At 46.1% G+C, this 20,613-nt stretch carries 11 protein-coding genes; 7 read left to right on the forward strand and 4 right to left on the reverse strand.

What is annotated here, in order from left to right; translation table 11 throughout:
• Positions 1–96: 96 nt before the first annotated feature.
• The 3 genes from G337_RS0119895 to G337_RS0119905 form a co-directional block, all read right to left on the reverse strand.
• Positions 97–2,424 carry a fatty acid cis/trans isomerase gene (locus G337_RS0119895; RefSeq protein ID WP_028865390.1) on the reverse strand — a complete coding sequence of 776 codons (2,328 nt, stop codon included), beginning with the start codon at positions 2,422–2,424 and terminating at the stop codon, positions 97–99.
• Between the two features lie 164 nt (positions 2,425–2,588).
• Positions 2,589–3,197: a LysE family translocator gene (locus G337_RS0119900; RefSeq protein WP_028865391.1), complete on the reverse strand. Its 609-nt coding sequence runs from the start codon at positions 3,195–3,197 to the stop codon at positions 2,589–2,591.
• A gap of 80 nt (positions 3,198–3,277) precedes the next feature.
• Positions 3,278–4,213 (reverse strand): LysR family transcriptional regulator, encoded by a 936-nt coding sequence (locus tag G337_RS0119905; RefSeq protein WP_028865392.1) that lies wholly within the window; start codon positions 4,211–4,213, stop codon positions 3,278–3,280.
• A 172-nt stretch (positions 4,214–4,385) separates the two neighbouring features.
• Between G337_RS0119905 and G337_RS0119910 the strand changes: the two genes are divergently transcribed.
• The 3 genes from G337_RS0119910 (at position 4,386) to G337_RS0119920 (ending at position 13,611) form a co-directional block, all read left to right on the forward strand.
• A complete protein-coding gene (locus tag G337_RS0119910; protein WP_028865393.1) occupies positions 4,386–5,051 on the forward strand; it encodes an SDR family NAD(P)-dependent oxidoreductase in 666 nt (221 codons plus the stop codon).
• Between the two features lie 283 nt (positions 5,052–5,334).
• Complete coding sequence (locus G337_RS27960) at positions 5,335–12,543, forward strand: PAS domain S-box protein (RefSeq protein WP_169719648.1); 7,209 nt, start codon at positions 5,335–5,337, stop codon at positions 12,541–12,543.
• 45 nt (positions 12,544–12,588) lie between these two features.
• Entirely contained in the window at positions 12,589–13,611 is a 1,023-nt protein-coding gene (locus G337_RS0119920) for a response regulator (protein WP_028865394.1), read from the forward strand.
• Between the two features lie 243 nt (positions 13,612–13,854).
• Here the strand turns inward: G337_RS0119920 and glgC are convergent, their stop codons facing one another.
• Entirely contained in the window at positions 13,855–15,126 is a 1,272-nt protein-coding gene (glgC, locus tag G337_RS0119925; RefSeq protein ID WP_028865395.1) for a glucose-1-phosphate adenylyltransferase, read from the reverse strand.
• Positions 15,127–15,664: 538 nt separating this feature from the next.
• On the opposite strand from glgC, the gene G337_RS0119935 reads away from it, so the two are divergent.
• Genes G337_RS0119935 through G337_RS0119950 form a run of 4 tightly spaced genes read left to right on the forward strand, consistent with a single transcriptional unit; the run spans position 15,665 to position 20,609 of the window.
• Complete coding sequence (locus G337_RS0119935) at positions 15,665–16,810, forward strand: efflux RND transporter periplasmic adaptor subunit (RefSeq protein ID WP_028865396.1); 1,146 nt, start codon at positions 15,665–15,667, stop codon at positions 16,808–16,810.
• Positions 16,803–18,113 (forward strand): TolC family protein, encoded by a 1,311-nt coding sequence (locus G337_RS0119940; protein WP_084605531.1) that lies wholly within the window; start codon positions 16,803–16,805, stop codon positions 18,111–18,113. The genes G337_RS0119935 and G337_RS0119940 overlap by 8 nt, the downstream gene beginning before the upstream one ends.
• 5 nt (positions 18,114–18,118) lie before the next feature.
• On the forward strand, positions 18,119–19,327 hold the full coding sequence (locus tag G337_RS0119945; RefSeq protein WP_245597689.1) for an ABC transporter permease: 1,209 nt from the start codon (positions 18,119–18,121) through the stop codon (positions 19,325–19,327).
• Position 19,328: 1 nt separating this feature from the next.
• A complete protein-coding gene (locus tag G337_RS0119950) occupies positions 19,329–20,609 on the forward strand; it encodes an ABC transporter permease (protein ID WP_028865399.1) in 1,281 nt (426 codons plus the stop codon).
• Positions 20,610–20,613: the final 4 nt, after the last annotated feature.

Below are 20,613 nucleotides of genomic sequence, written 5' to 3' on the forward strand. Positions count from 1 at the left end.
TGCAGTAAAAGACAAAAAACTGAATTCATAAAAGCATTCTTTCTGGCCAGAATAATACCCGTGAAACGAACTGTCAGCTGTTTCACGGGCAAAGGATTAACGGTTTTCTAAACGGTTATAATCAAACAAGCCGTAAGTGGTTGGATTTTTCTGCAGATGAGTTTGATGTAATAAATCACTGACTTTCCAAAAATCAGGATTAGTACGACGTACGCCGTAATCATCTAACAACTGATTATAACCTGCAGCATTATTAACCTGCTGTAACTGCTGCACAAAGTCTTTTTGCTGATGTTTATTTAGTTTGAAGATTATCTCCGGGTAACTGACTATCAAGCCTTTAAATACTTCTGCGCTGTCTAAATGAGGACGAGTGGTTTTCTTTTCGAACAGCAGTGTTGAAATATTACTGCGCTCGTTATGGCGGAGCAGAGTAAATAATTGCGGCATGTCATTTATATCTTCAACAATAATGAAGCTTGATTGTGCCAGCTGCTGCACAGCTGCATTCGGCAGCTTATTTAATCCCGTTAACGGCCCGTTAGTTATATCTAACCGGTATTGCTCTGCCGTTTTATAACGTTCTTTTAAATTATCAAATAACTCTTTTTTAGACTGGTCTGTCTTATATGTAACGCTGTTCTTTTGTTCGAAAAAGAAGCTGGTATCATCAATAAACTCCTCTAAATCTTCTGTTGATTCTAGATACCAGGATTCAATTTCAGACTGACGTTGTTCTTTCGGCAGCAGGGTGATAAATGCTATTTCACTTTCAATACGCAAAAGGTCCATATACAGACGAGTAACAAGTTGATGGTGGATTGATCCGTACACATCATAGCCGGCAACTAAGAGATAATGGATCCGCTCTAACACTGGATAGTCGATGATCCAGGCTGTTTTTGGTGTTTGCCCCTGTAATCCACGTACCACTACGGCACTGTCGAAGTGTCTGAAAATAGTCAGAGACGCATTATTGTTATTTTTCCATAAACTATTAAAACCTAAATATTTATCAGGATCTTTTATCTGTCTTAAAATCTCTTTCTGGGCCGCGATATAAGCTTTTTCACGTTTGGCGAATTTTTTCCATGATTTTCGCGCACGGTGATTAGCACTATAATCCGACGGCAGCGCTAAGTTGTCTGCTTGTTCATAGAAAAATTTATCGAAACCTTTACTTTTAATATTATCGGGATCGGTAAAAAACACCCAGAATTTATCCTGGATAACATTAAGTGCAGTTTGACCTCGACACACTGGACCTTTAATAAAGCCCATAATAGTGAACTCTGCTTCATCAAGCATAAACTGGTAACGTGCATCAGCTGGAATTGCAGCAAACACTTTAAAAGGGTTACTGCCGTTATCGTAATTCGGTAAAGATTCGACTGAGAAAGGGGCTTGATATAATAACTTATTCCAGCGAGTTAAACGTTGTTGATTTAATGCATAAGGCATGTGTGTTTTTGTTAATATCGTCGATGTAACTTGACGTAAACGATAATAAAACTGATCTCTATTGGGATTATCATAAGGACGGCGGCTGGCAATTTCTTTAACTGCTTCACCGGGGGGAGTCGTTGAGCGAACTAAACGGAAATACACAGGCAATTGTCCTTTTTTAACGGGCAGCTCAGAAAAGTAGAGGTGTCCAAGAAAAAGATGCTCGTATATATAACGATTAATCAGCTGGGATTTATGATCTGTGCCGTTAAATACCTGCTCCCATTGATCTACCTCTTTCTGTAATGAACTGCTCAGCGGTTTTGGTTGAGCCATGGGAGAGCCTAATTTTATCCACTCGGTTAGGGTACTAAACTCACTCGACTGTAAGTTAGGTAAACCGTACGGCATACCGGCCAACGGGAAATCTTCCTGGTATTTCTTCACTGAATGGATATCTGGACACTGCTGCTCTCGATCTAAAGAAAAATCAAAATCCTTTTCAGATAATACTTCAACGTCAGGTAACGGATAAGCCATTTTTTGTGCAAGTAACTGCAGTAACACACTTTGTTCAAGATTAATTTCAGGAGTTTGGTCGCGCTCATTTAATACTGATTTATAACCTTTATCACGCCATTCTTGTGTATGTTGAGCGTCAATAAATAAACGAGTCGGTGCTGTCTCATGAAAACGCGTTGCATAAACTAATTCCGGTGAAAAGCCGCGTTCAATCCCTTCCGGCGAAGAGAGTTTTAACTGGCAGGGGGAATCATAACATCCATGACAAACCACACAGCGTTTTTCGAGTATCGGTTTAACCTGGCTGTGGTAGTGCTGTGCAAGCGGATCCTGCTGTTCAACAATACGGTCTCGAGGTTTGGCAGGGCTGTGAACAACAGCGTCTTGTTTACCCCAGTCAGAACAAGCTGCTAAAAATAACGAAATAAATGCAAGAACAGTCAGCTGTATCTTCATTTTGATTTCCTTATCGTAATTAAGAATAGGAGCTAGATTAATTTCAGGTGAGGTTATTTACTTCTGAACATCATATAAATGTAGCACAACTCTTTTCTTGACCAGTATTATAAAGTCAGTTGAATCTAACCGTTTGTAATTAACGGTTAGATAGTTAAGCCTTTTTAAAAAGCGATGCGGGCGGCAACGGCTAATAACGCCATGCCCGTTACTTTTTCAACAATGTGCACGTTACTGCGCAGTTTAGTCAGTATCGCTGACTGAGATAAAAGAAGAGCAGTCAGGCAGTACCATAGAGTATCTATACCGCTGACGGTAGCGACTAAAATAACATTCTGCTCCCAGCCGGCCTGTGCATCAACAAACTGACTGAACAGAGCAAGAAAAAATATCGCCAGTTTGGGATTAAGGAAAGCGATCAGCAGACCTTCGCGAAAACTCTGTCTTTTTGATACTTTTGTCTCCTGTGTGATCATTTCAGCAAATGATGATTTGGATGTTAATGCTTTATAAGCCAGCCATAACAGTAAAAGCACACCTGCGTATTTAATCAGATTAAAAAGCCAGGGGGTGGATTCAATGATGACTGCCAGCCCGATTACGGTCAGTAATGCATACATAGCGACACCGATACCGTGAGCAATGCTGGTTAGAAACCCGTTAAAGCGTCCTCCGGAAACCGTGTGTTTTAATACTATAATCAGGCTCGGCCCGGGAGTCATGGCTCCCATTAAACAAATAGCAGCCAGGGAAATCCATGCGCTCAATTCCATTATATTCTCCTGTTGAATCTTTATTGTAGAGTAGTCAGGCTATATTAGCGGAATCAAAGCATGAGCAAAAATCCTTATTTCTACTTGCTGGTATGAAGTAATTTCATGCCTTGGCTGATGGTTGTTTCGAGGTGTCCTTTAAGGTGCGGATAACATAACTCTCTAAACCATTTATGTTCGGCATTATGATGATGTTTAGCGTGCCATAGCAGATAATACTGCTGTGCTTCAATGTCAATTGGTAATGCCCGGATCTGCAGATCATAACGCTGCGCAAAATCCGCAGCTATATGCAGAGGTGTTGTCAGCATAGTGTCTGTCTGCAGCAGCAGTTCGACGGCGGACTGGAAAAAAGGCACGCAGGCAAATATTTTTCTGGATCGCCCGGCCGCGGCTAATGCTTTGTCGACCGGGCTGTCTTTGTCACCGCCTCCGCTGATTAATATATGCCGGGCGTTACAGTAATTGTCGATTGAGAGCTGATCCGTGCTCAGGGGATGAGAAGAACGAAACACGGCGACCAGCTGATCTTCAGCCATCATTTTTCCGTGTATATTAGCAGGTATTGACTGGGCAATGGTTGATACCAGATCCAGATTATGCTCCGATAATTCAGCTAACTGCTCTTTCTGCCATAGCAGGTATTCAATGCCGGCATGCGGCGCTTGACGCTCAATATTGTGACAAATCGCCGGCAGAACGGCCTGTGCCACATAATCACTGGATGCAAAAGTAAATTTCCGCCGGCAGCTGCCGGGATCCATCACATTGGGTAGATAGAGGTTATCCAGCTGCAGCAGCAGTGAGGGCAGCTGCTGCATCAGCTCTTCGCCCCTGCGGGTAAGTACAAAGTGATTACCTTCGCGGATAACAATCTGATCATGAAATGCATGACGAATTTGAGTTAATGTTTTACTCATCGCCGACTGAGTTACGTTTAAATCTTTCGCACTTTGAGTAAGGTTGCGGGTCTGCAGTATTGAAATAAGTGCAGGCAGTAACTTGTAGTTATTCAATAGAAACAGGCCGAAGTAGATAAACAGACTGTTATCTTAACGTAAAGTGTTTAGATGTTAAGCCGTCAGCGCTAAATTAAACTTTTTCTGATATAAAGCGCCGGTTAGATCTCAGTGTCATCTCTGCTGAAGCAGTAAAATGTATTAAATTAAATTTTATCAAAGGAATTTTATGATTTTAATCACAGGTGCCAGCAGCGGCTTAGGTGCTGCACTGGCAAATTTGTATTATCTTGACGGCAAAGCGCTGCTGCTCAGTGGCCGTAATCAGCAGCGCCTTGAGCGGACTGCTGAAAAAATGTCTGACCGGGTGAAGGTGCATCAGGCTGATCTTTGTCAGGCGCAGGACTGTGCCTCGTTACTGGATACTCTAGATCAAGTGCCGGATACGGTAATTCACTGTGCGGGCAGCGGTTATTTCGGACCTATCGAAGAGCAGGAACCGCAGGCAGTTAATAACCTGATCCAGAATAATGTTACTTCAACTATTTTCTTATTACGCGAACTAGTCAGGCGTTATCGTGATCATAAGGTAAAAGTGGTGATTGTTATGTCGACAGCCGCCCTCGCTGGTAAAGCAGGGGAATCAACCTATTGTGCGGCCAAATGGGCTGTGCGGGGATTAGTGGAATCCGTCCGCTTAGAGCTGAAGGGCTGTCCGATGAAGCTGGTTGCGGTATATCCCGGCGGAATGGCTACCGATTTCTGGCAGAGCAGCGGCAAAGAGCTGGATACTTCTGAATTTATGAGTGCTGATGAAGCCGCCACTATGCTTAAACAGGCGCTGATTAGTACTGAGCATGGTTTTGTGTCAGATATTACCATTAACCGCGGCTAGTTCTGTTTAAGCTGCCTGCTGCTTGTCATGCGCAGTCGACTCCGGTTGTGCATGACCGCAGTATCATTTCCTTGTTCTAATAAGTTACTGATCTAAATCTACAATTGATAAAAGTTCCCGAGAGTAATAATGATCTTATTGTGACCTTCTACTATGCTCGTAGTAGCTTCTTATTCACATCGTTTTGAAGCGGGCATAGTGAATGTGTCAGGGGCTGTTTATAGTAAGTTAACCGGCTCGGCGTTAAATTATATAAGCTCAATGCAATTTATCGGGGTGAATGGTGAACAGGACTTTTCAGGATTTTAAAACCAGTATTCTACTCTTTGCTGTATTACTGCTCTGCTTTGCATCCGCCCCCGTTCCGGCTGGGGAGCCGCAGCTGCAGGCGAGCCCCCGAGAATTATTTACCTTAGAGGAGCGCCGCTGGCTGGCTGAACATCCCCAAATTCAAATTGCAGTCAATGACTCCTGGCCGCCGATGGATTATCTGGATCAAAACGGCCGGCCTCAAGGTATCGGAGTTAGATTTATCAATGCCCTTAACAAACGTCTGGATAATCGACTGCAGATTATTTCCGGACCCTGGAAGCAGCTTTATGAAGGGGTTAAGAATAAAGAGATTGATGCCTTGATGGATTTCACACCAAGGCCTGACCGCGAGCCGTATTTCAATTTTACCGAAGCCTATATAAATGTTCCTCATGCACTGTTTGCCCGCAGCGATTACCCGTATTTGAGCGCTGTTAATGAATTAAACGCTAAAAAGGTCGGAGTGGAGCGCGGTTTTCACATTGTTAAGTTTCTGCATGACAGTTATCCAGATATTGATGTGACTGAGTACCGCTCGACTAGTGATGCACTTGATGCAGTATCTAAAGGTGATGTAGATGCTTATATCGGTAATCGAGCTGTGGCTATGTATATCATCGAAAATGAACTGTTGACCAATGTTCGTCAGCACGCCAAGGCTGCCGAAACTTCATCAGTGAATGCGATTGCCGTTCGTAAAGACTGGCCTGTACTGCGCAATATTCTGAACAAGGCGCTGCAGAATATTTCTAAAAAAGAGAGAACAGAAATTCTGGATCTGAGAGGGCTTTCTGAATCTTCTTTGTCCAGTGTGATGTTAACCAATGCGGAACATAAGTGGCTTGAAGAGCACCCGGTTATTAATGTACATAATGAGAAAGACTGGGCACCGTTTAATTATTTTGATTATGACACCCCTCGTGGACTTTCTATCGATTATATGAATCTGTTAGCTGAAAAGCTCGGTATTGAGGTTAATTATCGGACCGGGCCCAGCTGGAGTGAGTTTCTGGATCTGATAAAAAACAAGAATCTTGATGTGATGCTCAATATAGTAAAAACTCAGGATCGTCAGAAGTATCTGCTGTTTACTGAGCCGTATATGAAAAACCCCAATGTTATTATCAGCCGCAGTGATAAACCCTTCGATAATATTGATGATTTATACGGACGTACTGTTGCGTTCCCTAAAGGTTTCTTCTACGAGGAGGTACTTATCCGGAATTACCCGCAGATAAACCGTCTTGCTGTAGAAGATTCTCTGGCGTCGCTTAAAGCTGTTGCTTTGGGAAATGCTGATGCAGCTTTAGGTGAAGACGCGGTGGTACGCTACCTGATGAGTAAAAACCTTCTATCTAATCTGTATATATCCGGTGAGGCGAATATTGGTAATCCGGATGTGGTTAATCTCAGGCTTGCAGTGCGTGATGACTGGCCGGTGCTTCACTCTATACTTTCTAAGGCAATGTCTCAGGTAACTCAGGAAGAGATGACCGCTATTCAGCAGCGCTGGCTGAGTGAAATGCTGACTTCAGCAAGCAAGAGCAGCGTCACACAGGAGGATTCGGGCGAGTCAGTGCAGAATCTGCTGCTGTCTGTTTTTATTATTGTTGTTGTAATGCTGGCCGCACTGGCGCTGCTCAAGCTTTCTGGGCACAGTATCAGCGACCGCATTTTTGCACGGCGTAATTTATCTATGCTGGTCGCTGTTCTGGTGACTGCATTTGTGTCGCTGGTCATTCTTGTTGCGCTTAACGCCCTGGATCGTATGGACAAACAGCTGCGGGAGGGGCTGGGGGAAACGCTGCTGACAGTTAACAACTCAGTGAAGCAGTCAATCGAGCTCTGGGTGGACAGCCGTTCCAGCGAGGCATACCGCATTGCTGATGATCCGCGTGTACTGCCGCTGCTGAAAGGACTTCTGGCGCTGCCTTTGAACACAGAGGTTTTACGACATAGTGCTGAGTTAAGAAAATTTCGCAGACTCTACGATCAGGATAATAAAAGAACAGGTGCGGTCGGTTTCTTTATTATTTCTCCCGACGGCAATAACCTGGCTTCCGAACGAGACACTAATCTCGGAGAATATAATCTGATTTTGGAGCAGCGTCCGGATCTGGCTGAACGGGTATTTAACGGCGAGAGCTTATTTATTCCTCCAGTCTTTTCCGATGTGCCTTTGAAGGATGCCACCGGGCGTATTGTTGCCGATGCACCTACCATGTTTTTTGCAACTCCGCTGCGCGGCTTATCAGGAAATGTTATTGCAGTGCTGGCATTGCGTTTTGATCCCGTTGAATATTTTTCTCATATTGCCAGTGCCGGCAGAGTAGGTGAAAGCGGCGAGACCTATGTTTTTGATCGCGAAGCCCGGCTTATCACTAAGCTGCGTTTTGCTGACCGGCTGTTGTCCATTACCGAGCTCTATCGTGAAGGTGCGCAGCTGCTGAGTTTACGTATTCGCGATCCCGGCGGCAATTTAGCTGAGGGCTACCGTCCGCAGAGCAGGCGTTCCGAGTGGCCTCTGACTCTGGCCGCTGAACAGGCGCACAGCGGCCGCCATGGCGTAAATACATCGGGTTATAATAACTACCTTGGTGAGCCCGTTATGGGGGCATGGAGCTGGTCCGAAGAGCTGGGTATCGGGCTGGTAACTGAGATTGATCTTTCCGAATCACTGCAGCCGTATCACAGCATGAAGGTTCTGGTGCTGGGGGCGCTTGGCGGCATTACGTTTATTGCACTGCTGCTGACCGCGGTAACGGTATGGCTCGGTGAAAAAGCCAGAAGCAGTCTGACAGTTCTGGTCCAGGATCGTACTGAAAAACTGCGCAAAGTGGTACAGGCAGTGGAGCAGAGCCCGCTGTGTGTGGTTATCACGGATATTAACGGAACCATCGAACATGTTAATCCTACATTCACTCGTGTTACAGAGTATGAGGCAGATGAAGTGATCGGTAAGAACCCTAGTATTCTGAAAAGCGGTGAGACGTCCTCTGAACAGTATGCAGATCTGTGGAAGACCGTTCTTGCCGGCAATGTCTGGCGCGGCGAGATCCTCAACCGCAAGAAGAACGGCGCTCTCTACTGGGGATCAACCTCCATCGCCCCGGTTACTGATGAAGCGGGAAAAGTAACTCATTTTGTGGCAATGACTGAAGATATTACCCAGGCAAAAAAAGTGAAGCTGGCCCTGAAGGAGGTTCAGGAACGTAATGAGCTGATTCTCGACTCAGCCGGTGAAGGAATTTTCGGTCTGGATACGGCCGGGCAGGTAACATTTAATAACTGTGCCGCAGCAGATATGCTGGGTTATGACCTCAAGGAGCTTATTGGCGTTTCTATGCATGAGGCTGTTCATTATGCCTACAGCGATGGAAGTTACTATGACGAAGTTGACAGCCCTATGAGTGCGGTGCTGCTTGATGGTGCTGTACATCAGATAGATAATGAAGTGTTATGGCGGAAAGACGGTTCGTTTTTCTCAGTAGAATATACTGCTACCCCGATCAGCCACGACGGGGATATTGTCGGTGCAGTGGTGGTGTTCCGCGATATCAGCGCCCGGCTGCTTGCGGAGGCACAGGTTAATGCAAGTATGGAACGTTTTCGAGTCTTGTTTGATAAAGCTGCGGATGCCTACTTTATTCTTGATGGAGAAAAATTCGTCGACTGTAACCAGGCCGCTGTTGATCTGCTGCGTTTTCGTGATAAGGAAGAGCTGCTGGGACGTACTCCTGCACAGTTTTCTCCTGAGTTTCAACCGGACGGGAGCCATTCGGAGAAGAAGCGTGCCGAGATGGTTTTTTCTGCATATGTTAACGGCGGGCATCACTTTGACTGGATCCATTGTAATAAAGAAGGTAAAGAGTTTCCGGTAGAGGTAACACTGACCCCAATTGAAGTGAATGAAAAATCAGTAATGCTGGCGGCCTGGCATGATCTTACTGAAAGGTATGAGTCAGAAGAGCAGATAAAACGCATCAATTTCCTTAGTGATCTTGCCCTTGAGCTGACTCACAGCGGCTACTGGCATATTGACTATAACGAGCCGGATTATTATTGTCAGTCAGAGCGCGCCGCCAAAATTCTCGGCGAGCCGCTTAGAGCGGACGGCCGTTATCATCTTCAGGATGAATGGTTTGCACGTATGATAGAAGCAGATGCAGAAACCGCCGCCAAGACACAGGAACGTTATCAGAGGGTGACGGAAGGTAAATACAGCAGTTTTGATTCGGTTTTTGCTTACCGGCGTCCCGTTGACGGCAATATTGTCTGGATTCATTCCGCCGGTAAGGTTGTGCATGATGAATGCGGCAATATTCGTTATATGTATGGTGCCCACCAGGATATTACCGAGCAGAAGCTGTCTCAAGCTGCGCTTGCCAGCGAGCGTGAGCAGCTTCAGGCAATTCTGGATTCCAGTCCGGTAGGTGTGAGTATCAGTATCGATTCCGTTCTTAAGCTAACTAATCCGCGTTTTTCTGAGCTTTTCTGTCTTGGTAAAGGCTCCAATATGATGGATGCTTATGTTGATCAGAAAGATAAAGAAAAGATGCTGTCTGTGATGCACAACCTGGGGACTGTTAATAATTATGAACTGCAGGCCTACGGTGCGGATCAAAAAACGCGGGATTTTATGGTTACCTATCAGCCGATTGATTATCAGGGAAAGCAGGGTTATCTGGGCTGGCAGGTTGATATTACCGATCTGAAAGCCATTCAGAATGAATTGATCCAGGCAAAAGCACTAGCTGAAGAGGCAACGAAGGCTAAATCGGACTTTCTTGCCAATATGTCCCATGAGATCCGTACACCGATGAATGCCATTATCGGCATGTCGCATTTAGCTTTGCAGACGGATCTTAATGTCAAACAGCGTAACTATGTTGAGAAGGTGCACCTTTCCGGAGAGGCACTGCTCGGTATTATCAATGACATTCTCGACTTTTCTAAGATTGAGGCCGGCAAACTGGATATAGAAAACATAAATTTCCGCCTCGAAGATGTGTTTAATAATATCGCCAGCCTGGTTGGCCTGAAGACTGAAGAGAAGGGCATAGAATTTATGTTCAGCTTATCAGCGGATGCCCCCAGTGCACTGATCGGCGATCCGCTCCGACTTGGACAGATTTTGACCAATCTAAGCAACAATGCGGTGAAGTTCACTGATTCAGGCGGGGAGATCGTGATTGCCATTGATGTAGTTGAGCAGGATGCTCAGCAGGTTAAATTACATTTTTCAGTGCATGACAGCGGTATCGGTATGACCACGGAGCAGCAGTCTAAACTCTTCCAGTCTTTTAGTCAGGCAGACAGCTCGACCACCAGAAAATACGGCGGCACGGGGCTGGGTCTGGCTATCTGTAAAAATCTAACGGAGCTTATGCTCGGAGAGATCTGGGTTGAAAGTGAGCAGGGGCTCGGCAGTACTTTTCACTTTACCGTGCAGCTGGGGAAACAGCAGGGAGTAGAGCCGGCACGCCGCTCTGTGGAGACAGAGCTGGACTCGTTGAGGGTTTTAATTGTAGATGACAATGCATCTGCCCGGGAGATTTTGAGCTCGATGCTGAGCAGTTTCAGTCTGCGTGTGGATCAGGCCGCTGACGGTGACAGGGCGGTTACTCTGCTGGAAGGTGCTGACCAAAGCGATCCTTACCAGCTGGTATTAATGGACTGGAAGATGCCGGGAATGGACGGCGTCGAAACTACCCGCGCTATTCAGTCAAATCCTAACCTGAATACAATACCTGCGGTAATTATGGTTACGGCTTATGGGCATGAAGGAGCATCCCGGGCAACGGAAGGTGTCAGTCTAGCAGGTTTCCTCAGCAAGCCGGTTACACCCTCTACTCTCTATGATGCAATTATGGTTGCGCTGGGCCGAGAGGTCAGTAGTGAGAAGCGTAGCGCTAATCGTCAGGAGAAGCAGAATAATGATATCGCCCGGCTGCGCGGTGCTAAAATACTGCTGGTGGAGGATAATGAGATCAATCAGGAGCTGGCGTTAGATTTACTCACCAGCAACGGGATTATAACGCAGGTTGCTAACAACGGGCAGGAGGCGCTTGAGATTCTGGAAAGAGAGAATTTTGACGGGGTTCTGATGGATTGTCAGATGCCGGTGATGGACGGTTATGAGGCGACCCGTAAGATCCGGCTTAAAAAATGTTTCACAGGTCTGCCGATATTAGCGATGACGGCAAATGCCATGGCTGGCGATCGGGATAAGGTGCTTGAGGCGGGCATGAACGATCATATTGCCAAGCCTATTAATGTTAATGATATGTTCCAGATAATGGCGAAATGGATCACGCCTGCAAATCCAGCTGCTGAAGCTGCGGTTAAGCAGGAGGAAGCGGTTGATATCCCCGAACTGGACGGTATTAATACCGAAGCTGGTCTGGCCCGTACTTTAAAGAACAGTAAACTTTATATCAAACTGCTGCGTAAAACTGCGTTAAACTACAACCGTTTTATGGATGAGTTTGACGAAGCTGCGGCTGCTGCTGACTGGGAGCTGGCGCAGCGCCTGGCGCACACTTTAAAAGGTGTTGCCGGCAATATCGGAGCAGAGTCACTGCAGGCTGCATGCGCTGTGCTGGAGGCTCAGGCCAAAGATAAACAGGCCGGCAGCAGTGAACGCCGGGTGATGGAAACGGAGCTGCAGCGGGTTCTTCATTCACTTGCATCTCTGCCCGTGGCCACTGATGAGAGGGCTGCACAGGAGATAGATATTGAAGCGGTTAACGAAGTGCTGACAACAATGGCAAAGCAGCTTGAAGACTACGATACCGCCGCCCAGGATACATTAGACGATAATCGTTCACTGCTCTCAGGGGGAGCTCTGGGGACTCTAGCTAAAGCTGTTGAGAAGGCTTTAGCTGATTATGACTTTGAAGAAGCACAGGCAGTGGTGGTTAAGATGCAGGAAGCTGTGTCGCAGAAAAATAGTGTTGATAAGCAGAAATTAGCCGGGGTGGTGCTGCGTTTTGCTGAGCTGCTTATGGATAACAACGCCAGTGCACTTGATGTGATTGAAAGTGAGGGCGAATTTATTGGTGCTTGTGGATACTCAGTTGAACTTAAAGAAATTAATAATGCGCTCAATGAATATGATTTTGATCTGGCGATGGTCAGCCTTAAACAAATCGCCGCTCAAGCCGGTATTGTTTTATAAGAGCAGCGGCTGTGTCTGAAGTATGGACAGGGGGAAGTAATGGATATTAATAAGCAGACCGTTCTGGTTGTGGATGACACTCCCGAGAATATCGATGTTCTGGTCGGCACTTTAAAACAGGATTATCACGTTAAGGCCGCCATTAACGGTTTAATGGCTTTGAAGATTGTTCAGGCCAGCCCTCCGGATATTATTCTGCTGGATATTATGATGCCGGGAATTGACGGCTATGAGGTCTGCCGGCGTCTTAAGGCTGATCATACCACCAGACATATACCAGTCATTTTTGTTACCGCTAAAATCGCCCTGGAGGATGAAATTATGGGGCTGGATTTAGGAGCGATAGATTACATTTCTAAACCGATAAATCCCCCGCTGGTACAGGCACGGGTGAGGACGCATCTGGCACTGTATGATCAGAACCGGGCGCTGGACAGAAAGGTTTTTGCCCAGACTTTAGAACTGCATCAGACACGGCTGCAGATTATTCAGCGATTAGGGCGTGCCGCTGAGTATAAAGACGATAATACCGGGCTGCACGTTATTCGTATGAGTGAATACTCGCGTATTCTTGGTCTGGCGGCCGGCATGAGCGAGACTGAAGCCGACATGTTAATGGATGCCGCGCCGATGCATGATATCGGCAAAATAGGTATTCCAGACAGTATTCTTAAAAAACCGGGCAAGCTGGATTATGCGGAATTTGAGATAATGAAAACCCATTGTGATATTGGTGAACAGATTATTGGAGATGATAAATCTGAGCTGCTGCAGATGGCTAAGATCCTGACTCTGACCCATCACGAAAAATGGAACGGCAGTGGCTATCCGAATCAACTTAAGGGAGAGGATATTCCGCGTATCGGGCGCATTGTGGCGATAACCGATGTCTTTGATGCGTTAACCTCCGAAAGACCCTATAAAAAAGCCTGGTCCGTTGAGGACGCCGTGGAGCAGTTACAAAAAGATGCCGGTGAACATTTTGATCCGCAGCTGGTTGCGCTGTTTATTGAGGAGCTGCCAAAGATATTAGAAATTAAAGCTAAATATGACGATAAACAACCTTAGCCTAAAACTGCATAGATTTATTTAACTATCAGTGTTCAGTATTTTCTGTTTTACTGCGCAAAGCTGTTTGTTGACATGGTGTTATACCAATTCCATTAATTAAATGAATAGAAAATTAGTGGATTTGCTATTACTACTAAGGTGAAAGTTAATTCGCTGGATGTTACTGCAGACTGTAAATTACTTTTTCAGAAAGGGCGGCCGCCGCCGCCCTTAAGCTGTTATTGGCTGTAAGCTAAATGCTTAACTTTGGCTTTTAGCTAATGCTTCCAGCATCTTGTTAGTGACCAGGGTAATTCCTTTTTCAGAAACCCGGAAGCCGTTGGCAATATCCTGCTCTTTATCATAACCGATAACTAAATTAGCCGGGATACGGCAGTTACTGTCCACAATCACGCGGCGCAGTTTACAGTATTCACCCACATGACTGCCGTGCAGCAGTACCGATTCTTCAATCAGGCTGTGAGAATGGGTATGAACACTGGAATACAGCAGGGACTTACGGATTGTTGAGCCGGAGATAATACAGCCTCCGGAGACCGTTGAATCAAGCGCAGTACCGCGGCGTTCATCATTATCAAAAATAAACTTAGCCGGTGGAAGCTGCTCCTGATAAGTCCAGATTGGCCAGGATTTATCATATAAATCCAGCTGCGGCTCCGGCTCTACCAGCTCCATATTCGCTTCCCAGAATGAATCCAGTGTACCTACATCACGCCAGTAAGGCTGATTGTTGCTGTCCGGATCTTTGAAAGCAAAAGCATAAACATTATGCTCTTTAATAATTGACGGGATGATATCGTGTCCGAAATCACGGCTGGAATCGGCATTTGCGCAGTCTTTTTCTAACTGTTCAAATAAAAAGTCGCTGCTGAAAACATAATTACCCATTGAAGCTAAACACTGGCCTGACTTGCCGGGGATTTCATTAGGTTGAGCTGGTTTTTCATCAAATGCGATAACTTTGTTATCGGTATTAACCGTCATCACACCAAAGCTGCCGGCTGCTTCTTCTGTCGGCACTTCTAGACAGCATACAGTCATATCAGCGTTATTTTCTACATGCTGAGCTAACAGTACACCATAATCCATGCGGTACACATGGTCGCCGGACAGTACCAGTATATATTTAGGACGCTCGGCTTTAATGATATCTAAATTCTGATAAACGGCATCGGCTGTGCCCACGTACCAGTCATCACCACTACGCTGTGAAGCCGGTAATACATCGACAAATTCAGAGATATCGGCTTTAAAATGCCCCCAGCCCCGGTTGATATGACGAATTAACGAGTGAGATTTGTACTGCGTGGCAATACCGACTCGGTGAATACCTGAGTTGATACAGTTTGATAAAGGAAAGTCGATAATGCGGAATTTACCGCCAAAGTATACTGCAGGTTTTGCCCGCCAGTCGGTCAGTTCAAATAAACGGCTGCCGCGGCCTCCGGCTAGAACTAATGCATAGGTATCTTTGGTAAGGTTACTGATATATCTATCTTGATTGTGCCCCATAAACGATTCTCCATGTAATTTGAAATTTTATTGCCTGCAGACGTTAGTGTAACTGCTGATATCCAGGCTGTTGAGCAGGTTCTATTTTGTAATTTATAATTTCCTGACTTTGGGTGAAACTAACGCTGTAAACGTTTTCTTTTGTATCACCGAATAAAGCCTGATTCAATGCAATCACTACATAGGATATTTTTGATGGTTTTATTTGAGAGCAGGTTCATAAATACATTATTTATTTTATTTACAGCTGTTTAATAAACAAACAGGAAAAAATTGGCGCTGTTCAATAAAGAATTTCAGCTAAAGTAAAAATGCCAACTGTCAGTGACTATTTTTTTGCTGTTGATGCTGCTTTACTCTTAGATTGCGCAAAAATACCGCTGCTGTTATTTTCAAACTATAATTGAAACATAATCCATACAATTATATACATGACAGTTATCAGTGAGCGACGTATTATCTGCTTTGCACTTAAATGGGTACAACCGGCTGAATTCAGGCCAAGATTACAGACACTCGCCTTCAAACGGATAATACTATGAAAAAACGCTGGATTGCAGCCGCTGTTATAACGGCAGTCACGCTAGGCACTGTTTATTACTTCAATACTCCTCATAAAGAGGTTTTGTCTTTACCTCTGATCACCGCTGAAACAGGCAGCATAGAAAAACAGGCTGTCGCAGTCGGGCAGATAGTGCCGGCTCATTCCGTGCAGATTAAATCGCAGATAGAAGGCATTGTCGGAGAAATTTATCACGGTGTCGGTGAGCAGGTAAAAGCCGGTACCGCTTTGATCAAAATTCGTCCTAACCCGACACCGCAGCGTTTGACGCAGGCGATCACTGAATTAATGTCGAGTCAGGCGCAGCTGCAGTCCTCTAAACAAAAACTATCTAATTTAGAGCGTCTGGTTCGGGATGATGTTATTCCTTCAAATTATGGTGAATATATTCAGGCTAAAGCAAATGTAAGTCAGAATAATGCCGATCTGCAGCAGAAACAGCAGAATTTAGATCTGATCCGCAGCGGGGAATCATCAGTGGGCTCATCCAAGCTGACATCAACCATCACCGCGCCGATAACCGGCACTGTGTTAAGTTTGAATGTAGAAGTAGGTGAACCTATTATTTCAACTGAATCAAGTCAGTCAGCAACGCAGATGATGTCACTGGCGGATATGAGCGATATGATTTTTAAAGGCAGTGTCAGTGAACACGATGCTGCTCAGCTGCAGGCGGGTATGCCGGTTACTATGACACTGGCCCCGTATCCGGAAGTTGAGATGACAGGTACATTAAGTAAAGTAGCAGTACAGTCTGAGAAGCTTAATTTACAGCAGAACTCTTCGTCATCCAGCGAACAGCGCAGTTTTGATAACGGTTTTCAGGTGGAAGTGAATAACATCCTCTTTCCTGCGGATCTGATTATTCGTTCCGGTTTTTCAGCTACTGCACAAATTACCCTGAAAAAAGCCGATCAGGTCACCACAATTCCAGAGCGTGCTCTGCAGTTTTCAGACAATAAGCCGGAAATACTGCTTCCCGATGATTCTGCGCAGGGCTTCCACGCAGTTCCAGTGGAATTAGGGCTGTCTGACGGAATAAATGTAGAAGTTATTTCAGGGCTGCAGCAGGGGCAGGAGATTGTTGACAGCAGTATGATGGGAGCGCTTCCCGATGCCTGATTTAATATTCTCACAATACTGGTTAATGGTCAGGGGCATTTCCCGCCGGGCACTTGTTTTTCTACCGGCAGCGCTGTTAAGTCTGCCGCCGCCGGGTTATGCGGTCACCATCGAGCAGGCATGGGAAGCGGCAAAAGCTTTTGATCCTGATTATCAGAAAGCACAGATTAATACGCGTATCAGTGAAACTGATATTCGTTCAAGCCGCAGTGGTTTAATGCCGGGCCTAAGTGCAGGTGCAGAGTCCAGCTGGAATGATAACGGTGACAATACGAATGGTTATTCTCTGAGTTTAAGTCAGACCATATGGGACAGCTCAAAGTGGGCGGGATTAGATGCATCACAGGCATCCTTTGTCAGTGCACAGCTGAGCGAGCAGCAGGCGCATAATGAGCTTGCCGAAAAACTGATCACTGCTTATCTTGATTTAGCTAAAGCGCATGGCGATCTGCGTCTGGCACAGCAGAAACTCGACGAAGGGCAGAAAATGCTGCGTATTACCGAGCAGCGTTATGCAGCCGGTGTACTGATGGTGACAGACGTCGAAGATATGCGCGCCAACCACGTTGATGAACAAGCGCTTATTCTGCAGAAACGCTCTGAAATTGATACCCTGCAGGCCGCTTTGACTGCTTTAATAAATCAGAAGCCTGGTTTTATTGACGAGATCAGCACAACTGCACTGCAGCAGCCGAAAATGCTGGTCAACAGCGGGGAAGAATGGCTGGCACTTGCCCGTAATAACAGCCCGCAGCTGCTGGCCGCCCAGCAGGCATTAAAAGCCAGCCAGTACCAGTATCAGCAGAGTAAAGCAGGATATTACCCTACTGTACAAGGTTCAATTAATTATAGTGATGACGACCGGCGCGCCAATGATGATTTAAGTGCCGGACTTACCCTGACCATTCCACTGGATCTAAACGGGGCAACTCGTGCTAGTGTTGACCGCTCCAGCCTGCTGGTTTTTCAGGCCAAACAGGATGTGCGTATAGTTGAAATAAATATTAAGCAGACTATCGACAGCCGCTATAATCAGGTGCTTCTAGACTGGCAGCGGGTAGAGATGGCGCTGCAGCAGGTTAAATCCCGGGAAAGGGCGTTAAAAAGTAAAAAGACGGTTTACAATGCCGGACTTGCTGATGTAACCGATATTATCACTGCTCATAACAATCTGTTCAGCAGTAAAAACAGCCTGCAGGCACTGCTTTATCAGTACTGGCAGGACAGGGTGTCGCTGCTTAAAGCCGCCGGGCAGTTAGATGACGATACCGTTAAGCAGATTTCCAGAGCACTGCAGTCATGAGACCTATGTTACAACAGATTGTGCAGATGCTTTTTGCGCATCGTCTGCGCAGCCTGCTTGCTGTTACAGCAGTTGTCTGGGGAATCGTTTCAGTATTAGTTCTGATGGCATTAGGTGAGGGTTTTTATCAGATCAATGCCAAGTCATTTTCACTGTTAATGAGTGATACCCAGCTGGCTCTGCCGGAAATGACCAGTAAACCCTGGCAGGGACTGCCTGCCCGCCGAGAGGTTTCTTTTACTGAACCTGAATTTCGTCTTTTAGAAAAACAGTCCGCGATAAAAGCGCTGTCGGTGGTATTCCAGAAGTGGGATGCCGCTGTGACGGATATTACCGGACATACGCTGCCCGGTTATATTCGCGGAGTTGATAATAATTATATCGCTATGCGCAAAATAAAACTGGCGTCCGGTTCGCGCAATATTAGTACGCGTGATATCAACAGGTACAGCCGCATTGCAGTTATCGGCTGGCAGCTGGCGCAGCAGGGCGGTTTGACTATCGGTGATAAGCTGCGGGTTAATGGTGTTCCTTTTCTTGTCGCGGGCATTACCCGGCAGAGTGAAGGCGGCATGTCTATGGGACGTGAAGATAATCAAGTTCTTATTCCCAGCAGTACATTTACGGAATTGTGGAATGACAAACCTGTGCAGATTATGGTCACACCGGCAGCGGGTATTTCAGGCGTGGTGCTGCGGAAAAATTTATTGTCATTTTTTGCCAGTCAAAAACACTTTGATCCCAGTGATAAACGTGCTGTCTGGCTGCCTGATTTTAGTCAGGATGTTAAATTTTTCACCACCTTACTGCGCGGCATACAACTGTTTCTTGGTGCTAGCGGCGCCATGACTTTAGCGGTCGGCGCATTGGGCGTTGCTAATATTATGTTTTTATCAGTTACTGAGCGAACCAGAGAAATTGGTGTGCGCCTGGCGATTGGGGCGAGTCCGAATAATATCCTGGTGCAGTTTCTTCTTGAGGGAGGAGTGCTGGTGTCGATCGGTACTGCTGTGGGGATCGCGCTCTCCTATGTTTTAATTCTACTGCTGAACCAGATGGGACTGCCTGACTGGCTGGGAAGTCCGGTTATCAGCGCTGATGCCGTGTTAATGGCGCTCTCTGTCACTGTAGTTTTAGCACTGTTAGCTTCATTTTTTCCGGCACGACGTGCATCGAATCTGATCCCCGTTATTGCATTAAGTGCGAGGGTCTAACATGATTGCATTTCGCCAGATTATACAGGAGATGGCCGCTGAAAAACTGCACCTCGGGCTGACCATTTTAGCGATTGCCTGGGCGACCGTTTCCATTGCTTCAATGCTTGCTGTTGGTGAGGGGCTGCGCCAGGGGCTTATTCGCACCACCAGTAACGGTAACGGTGATCTGATTTTACTAACGGGCGGCTTTGCCACGCTGGATTACGGTAATTTTTCTAAAGGTAAACAGTTAAATCTTAAACCTGATGATGTTGATCTGCTGCGTGCTTTACCTTCGCTGGCACAAGTTGAACCAAGTGCTGTATGGTCGGCTTCGGTAACCTATAAAGATAACGGCACCTGGCAGCAGCCTTTAGCTGTTTATCCGCAGTATAAAAATCTCACCGGACTGCAGATTGACAGCGGCGGGCGCTGGTTTAATCCTTTAGATATTAAAGAGCAGCGGAAAGTTATTGTGATCGGTAAAAGCGCCGCTGTCAGTCTGTTTAATGAAGATGATGATTTTGACTGGGAGAATATGCCGGATCTTGAATCTTCTCCCATTGGTAAACAGCTTAAAGTCGGTGAAGAAAAATTTACTGTTATCGGTGTATTAAAAAGTAATCCGTCTAATATAGAAAACGGTATACCCATTGATTATGCTGTTTTTGTCCCCTTTACCACCTGGCTGCGTTTCCATGTAAATCCTTCATTAGGCGCGATCAATATTAAACCGGCCGCCGGGGTGGACAGGGAAAAGGCGGCCGCATCGGCGCGCCAGGTTATCGCCCGGAAATACGGTGCAAGTACAGAGGATCTGCAGCTGCTACAGGCTCAGGATATGCTGCTTAGACAAAAAACCATGCGTCAGTTTCTAATTGGTCTGCAGAGCTTTCTGGGTATTATCGGTTTAGTAACCTTAGCCGTTGCCGGTATTGGTATCGCTAATGTTATGTATGCCACAGTGAAACGCGCAACGCGGGATATCGGTATTAGAATGGCCGTCGGAGCAAGGCCTGGCGCCATTAAACTGCATTATCTTATCCAGGCGTTTATCACTATTTCTATCGGCGGGGTTATCGGCCTGATCCTTACTTATGCTCTGGTCCAAGTGCTGCAGAATATTCCTATTCAGGGAAGCGGGTTTTATGATTATCTCGGGCAGCCGACACCAGAGCTGTCATTTACCATTGTCAGTCTGGTGATACTGGCACTCAGTGTTGTCGGCATTGCCGCAGCCTGGTTTCCTGCTCGTCATGCGGCCGCTATTACGCCCCTGGAAGCGCTGCAGGGTGAATAATTGT

The sequence above is a fragment of the Psychromonas aquimarina ATCC BAA-1526 genome (assembly GCF_000428725.1).
Classification (GTDB): domain Bacteria; phylum Pseudomonadota; class Gammaproteobacteria; order Enterobacterales; family Psychromonadaceae; genus Psychromonas; species Psychromonas aquimarina.

Coding starts and splice junctions, on each gene's coding strand:
- G337_RS0119895 (WP_028865390.1), bottom strand. CDS start 2,424: ATGAAGATACAGCTGACTGTTCTTGCATTTATTTCGTTATTTTTAGCA.
- G337_RS0119900 (WP_028865391.1), bottom strand. CDS start 3,197: ATGGAATTGAGCGCATGGATTTCCCTGGCTGCTATTTGTTTAATGGGA.
- G337_RS0119910 (WP_028865393.1), top strand. CDS start 4,386: ATGATTTTAATCACAGGTGCCAGCAGCGGCTTAGGTGCTGCACTGGCA.
- glgC (WP_028865395.1), bottom strand. CDS start 15,126: ATGGGGCACAATCAAGATAGATATATCAGTAACCTTACCAAAGATACC.
- G337_RS0119935 (WP_028865396.1), top strand. CDS start 15,665: ATGAAAAAACGCTGGATTGCAGCCGCTGTTATAACGGCAGTCACGCTA.
- G337_RS0119940 (WP_084605531.1), top strand. CDS start 16,803: ATGCCTGATTTAATATTCTCACAATACTGGTTAATGGTCAGGGGCATT.
- G337_RS0119945 (WP_245597689.1), top strand. CDS start 18,119: ATGTTACAACAGATTGTGCAGATGCTTTTTGCGCATCGTCTGCGCAGC.
- G337_RS0119950 (WP_028865399.1), top strand. CDS start 19,329: ATGATTGCATTTCGCCAGATTATACAGGAGATGGCCGCTGAAAAACTG.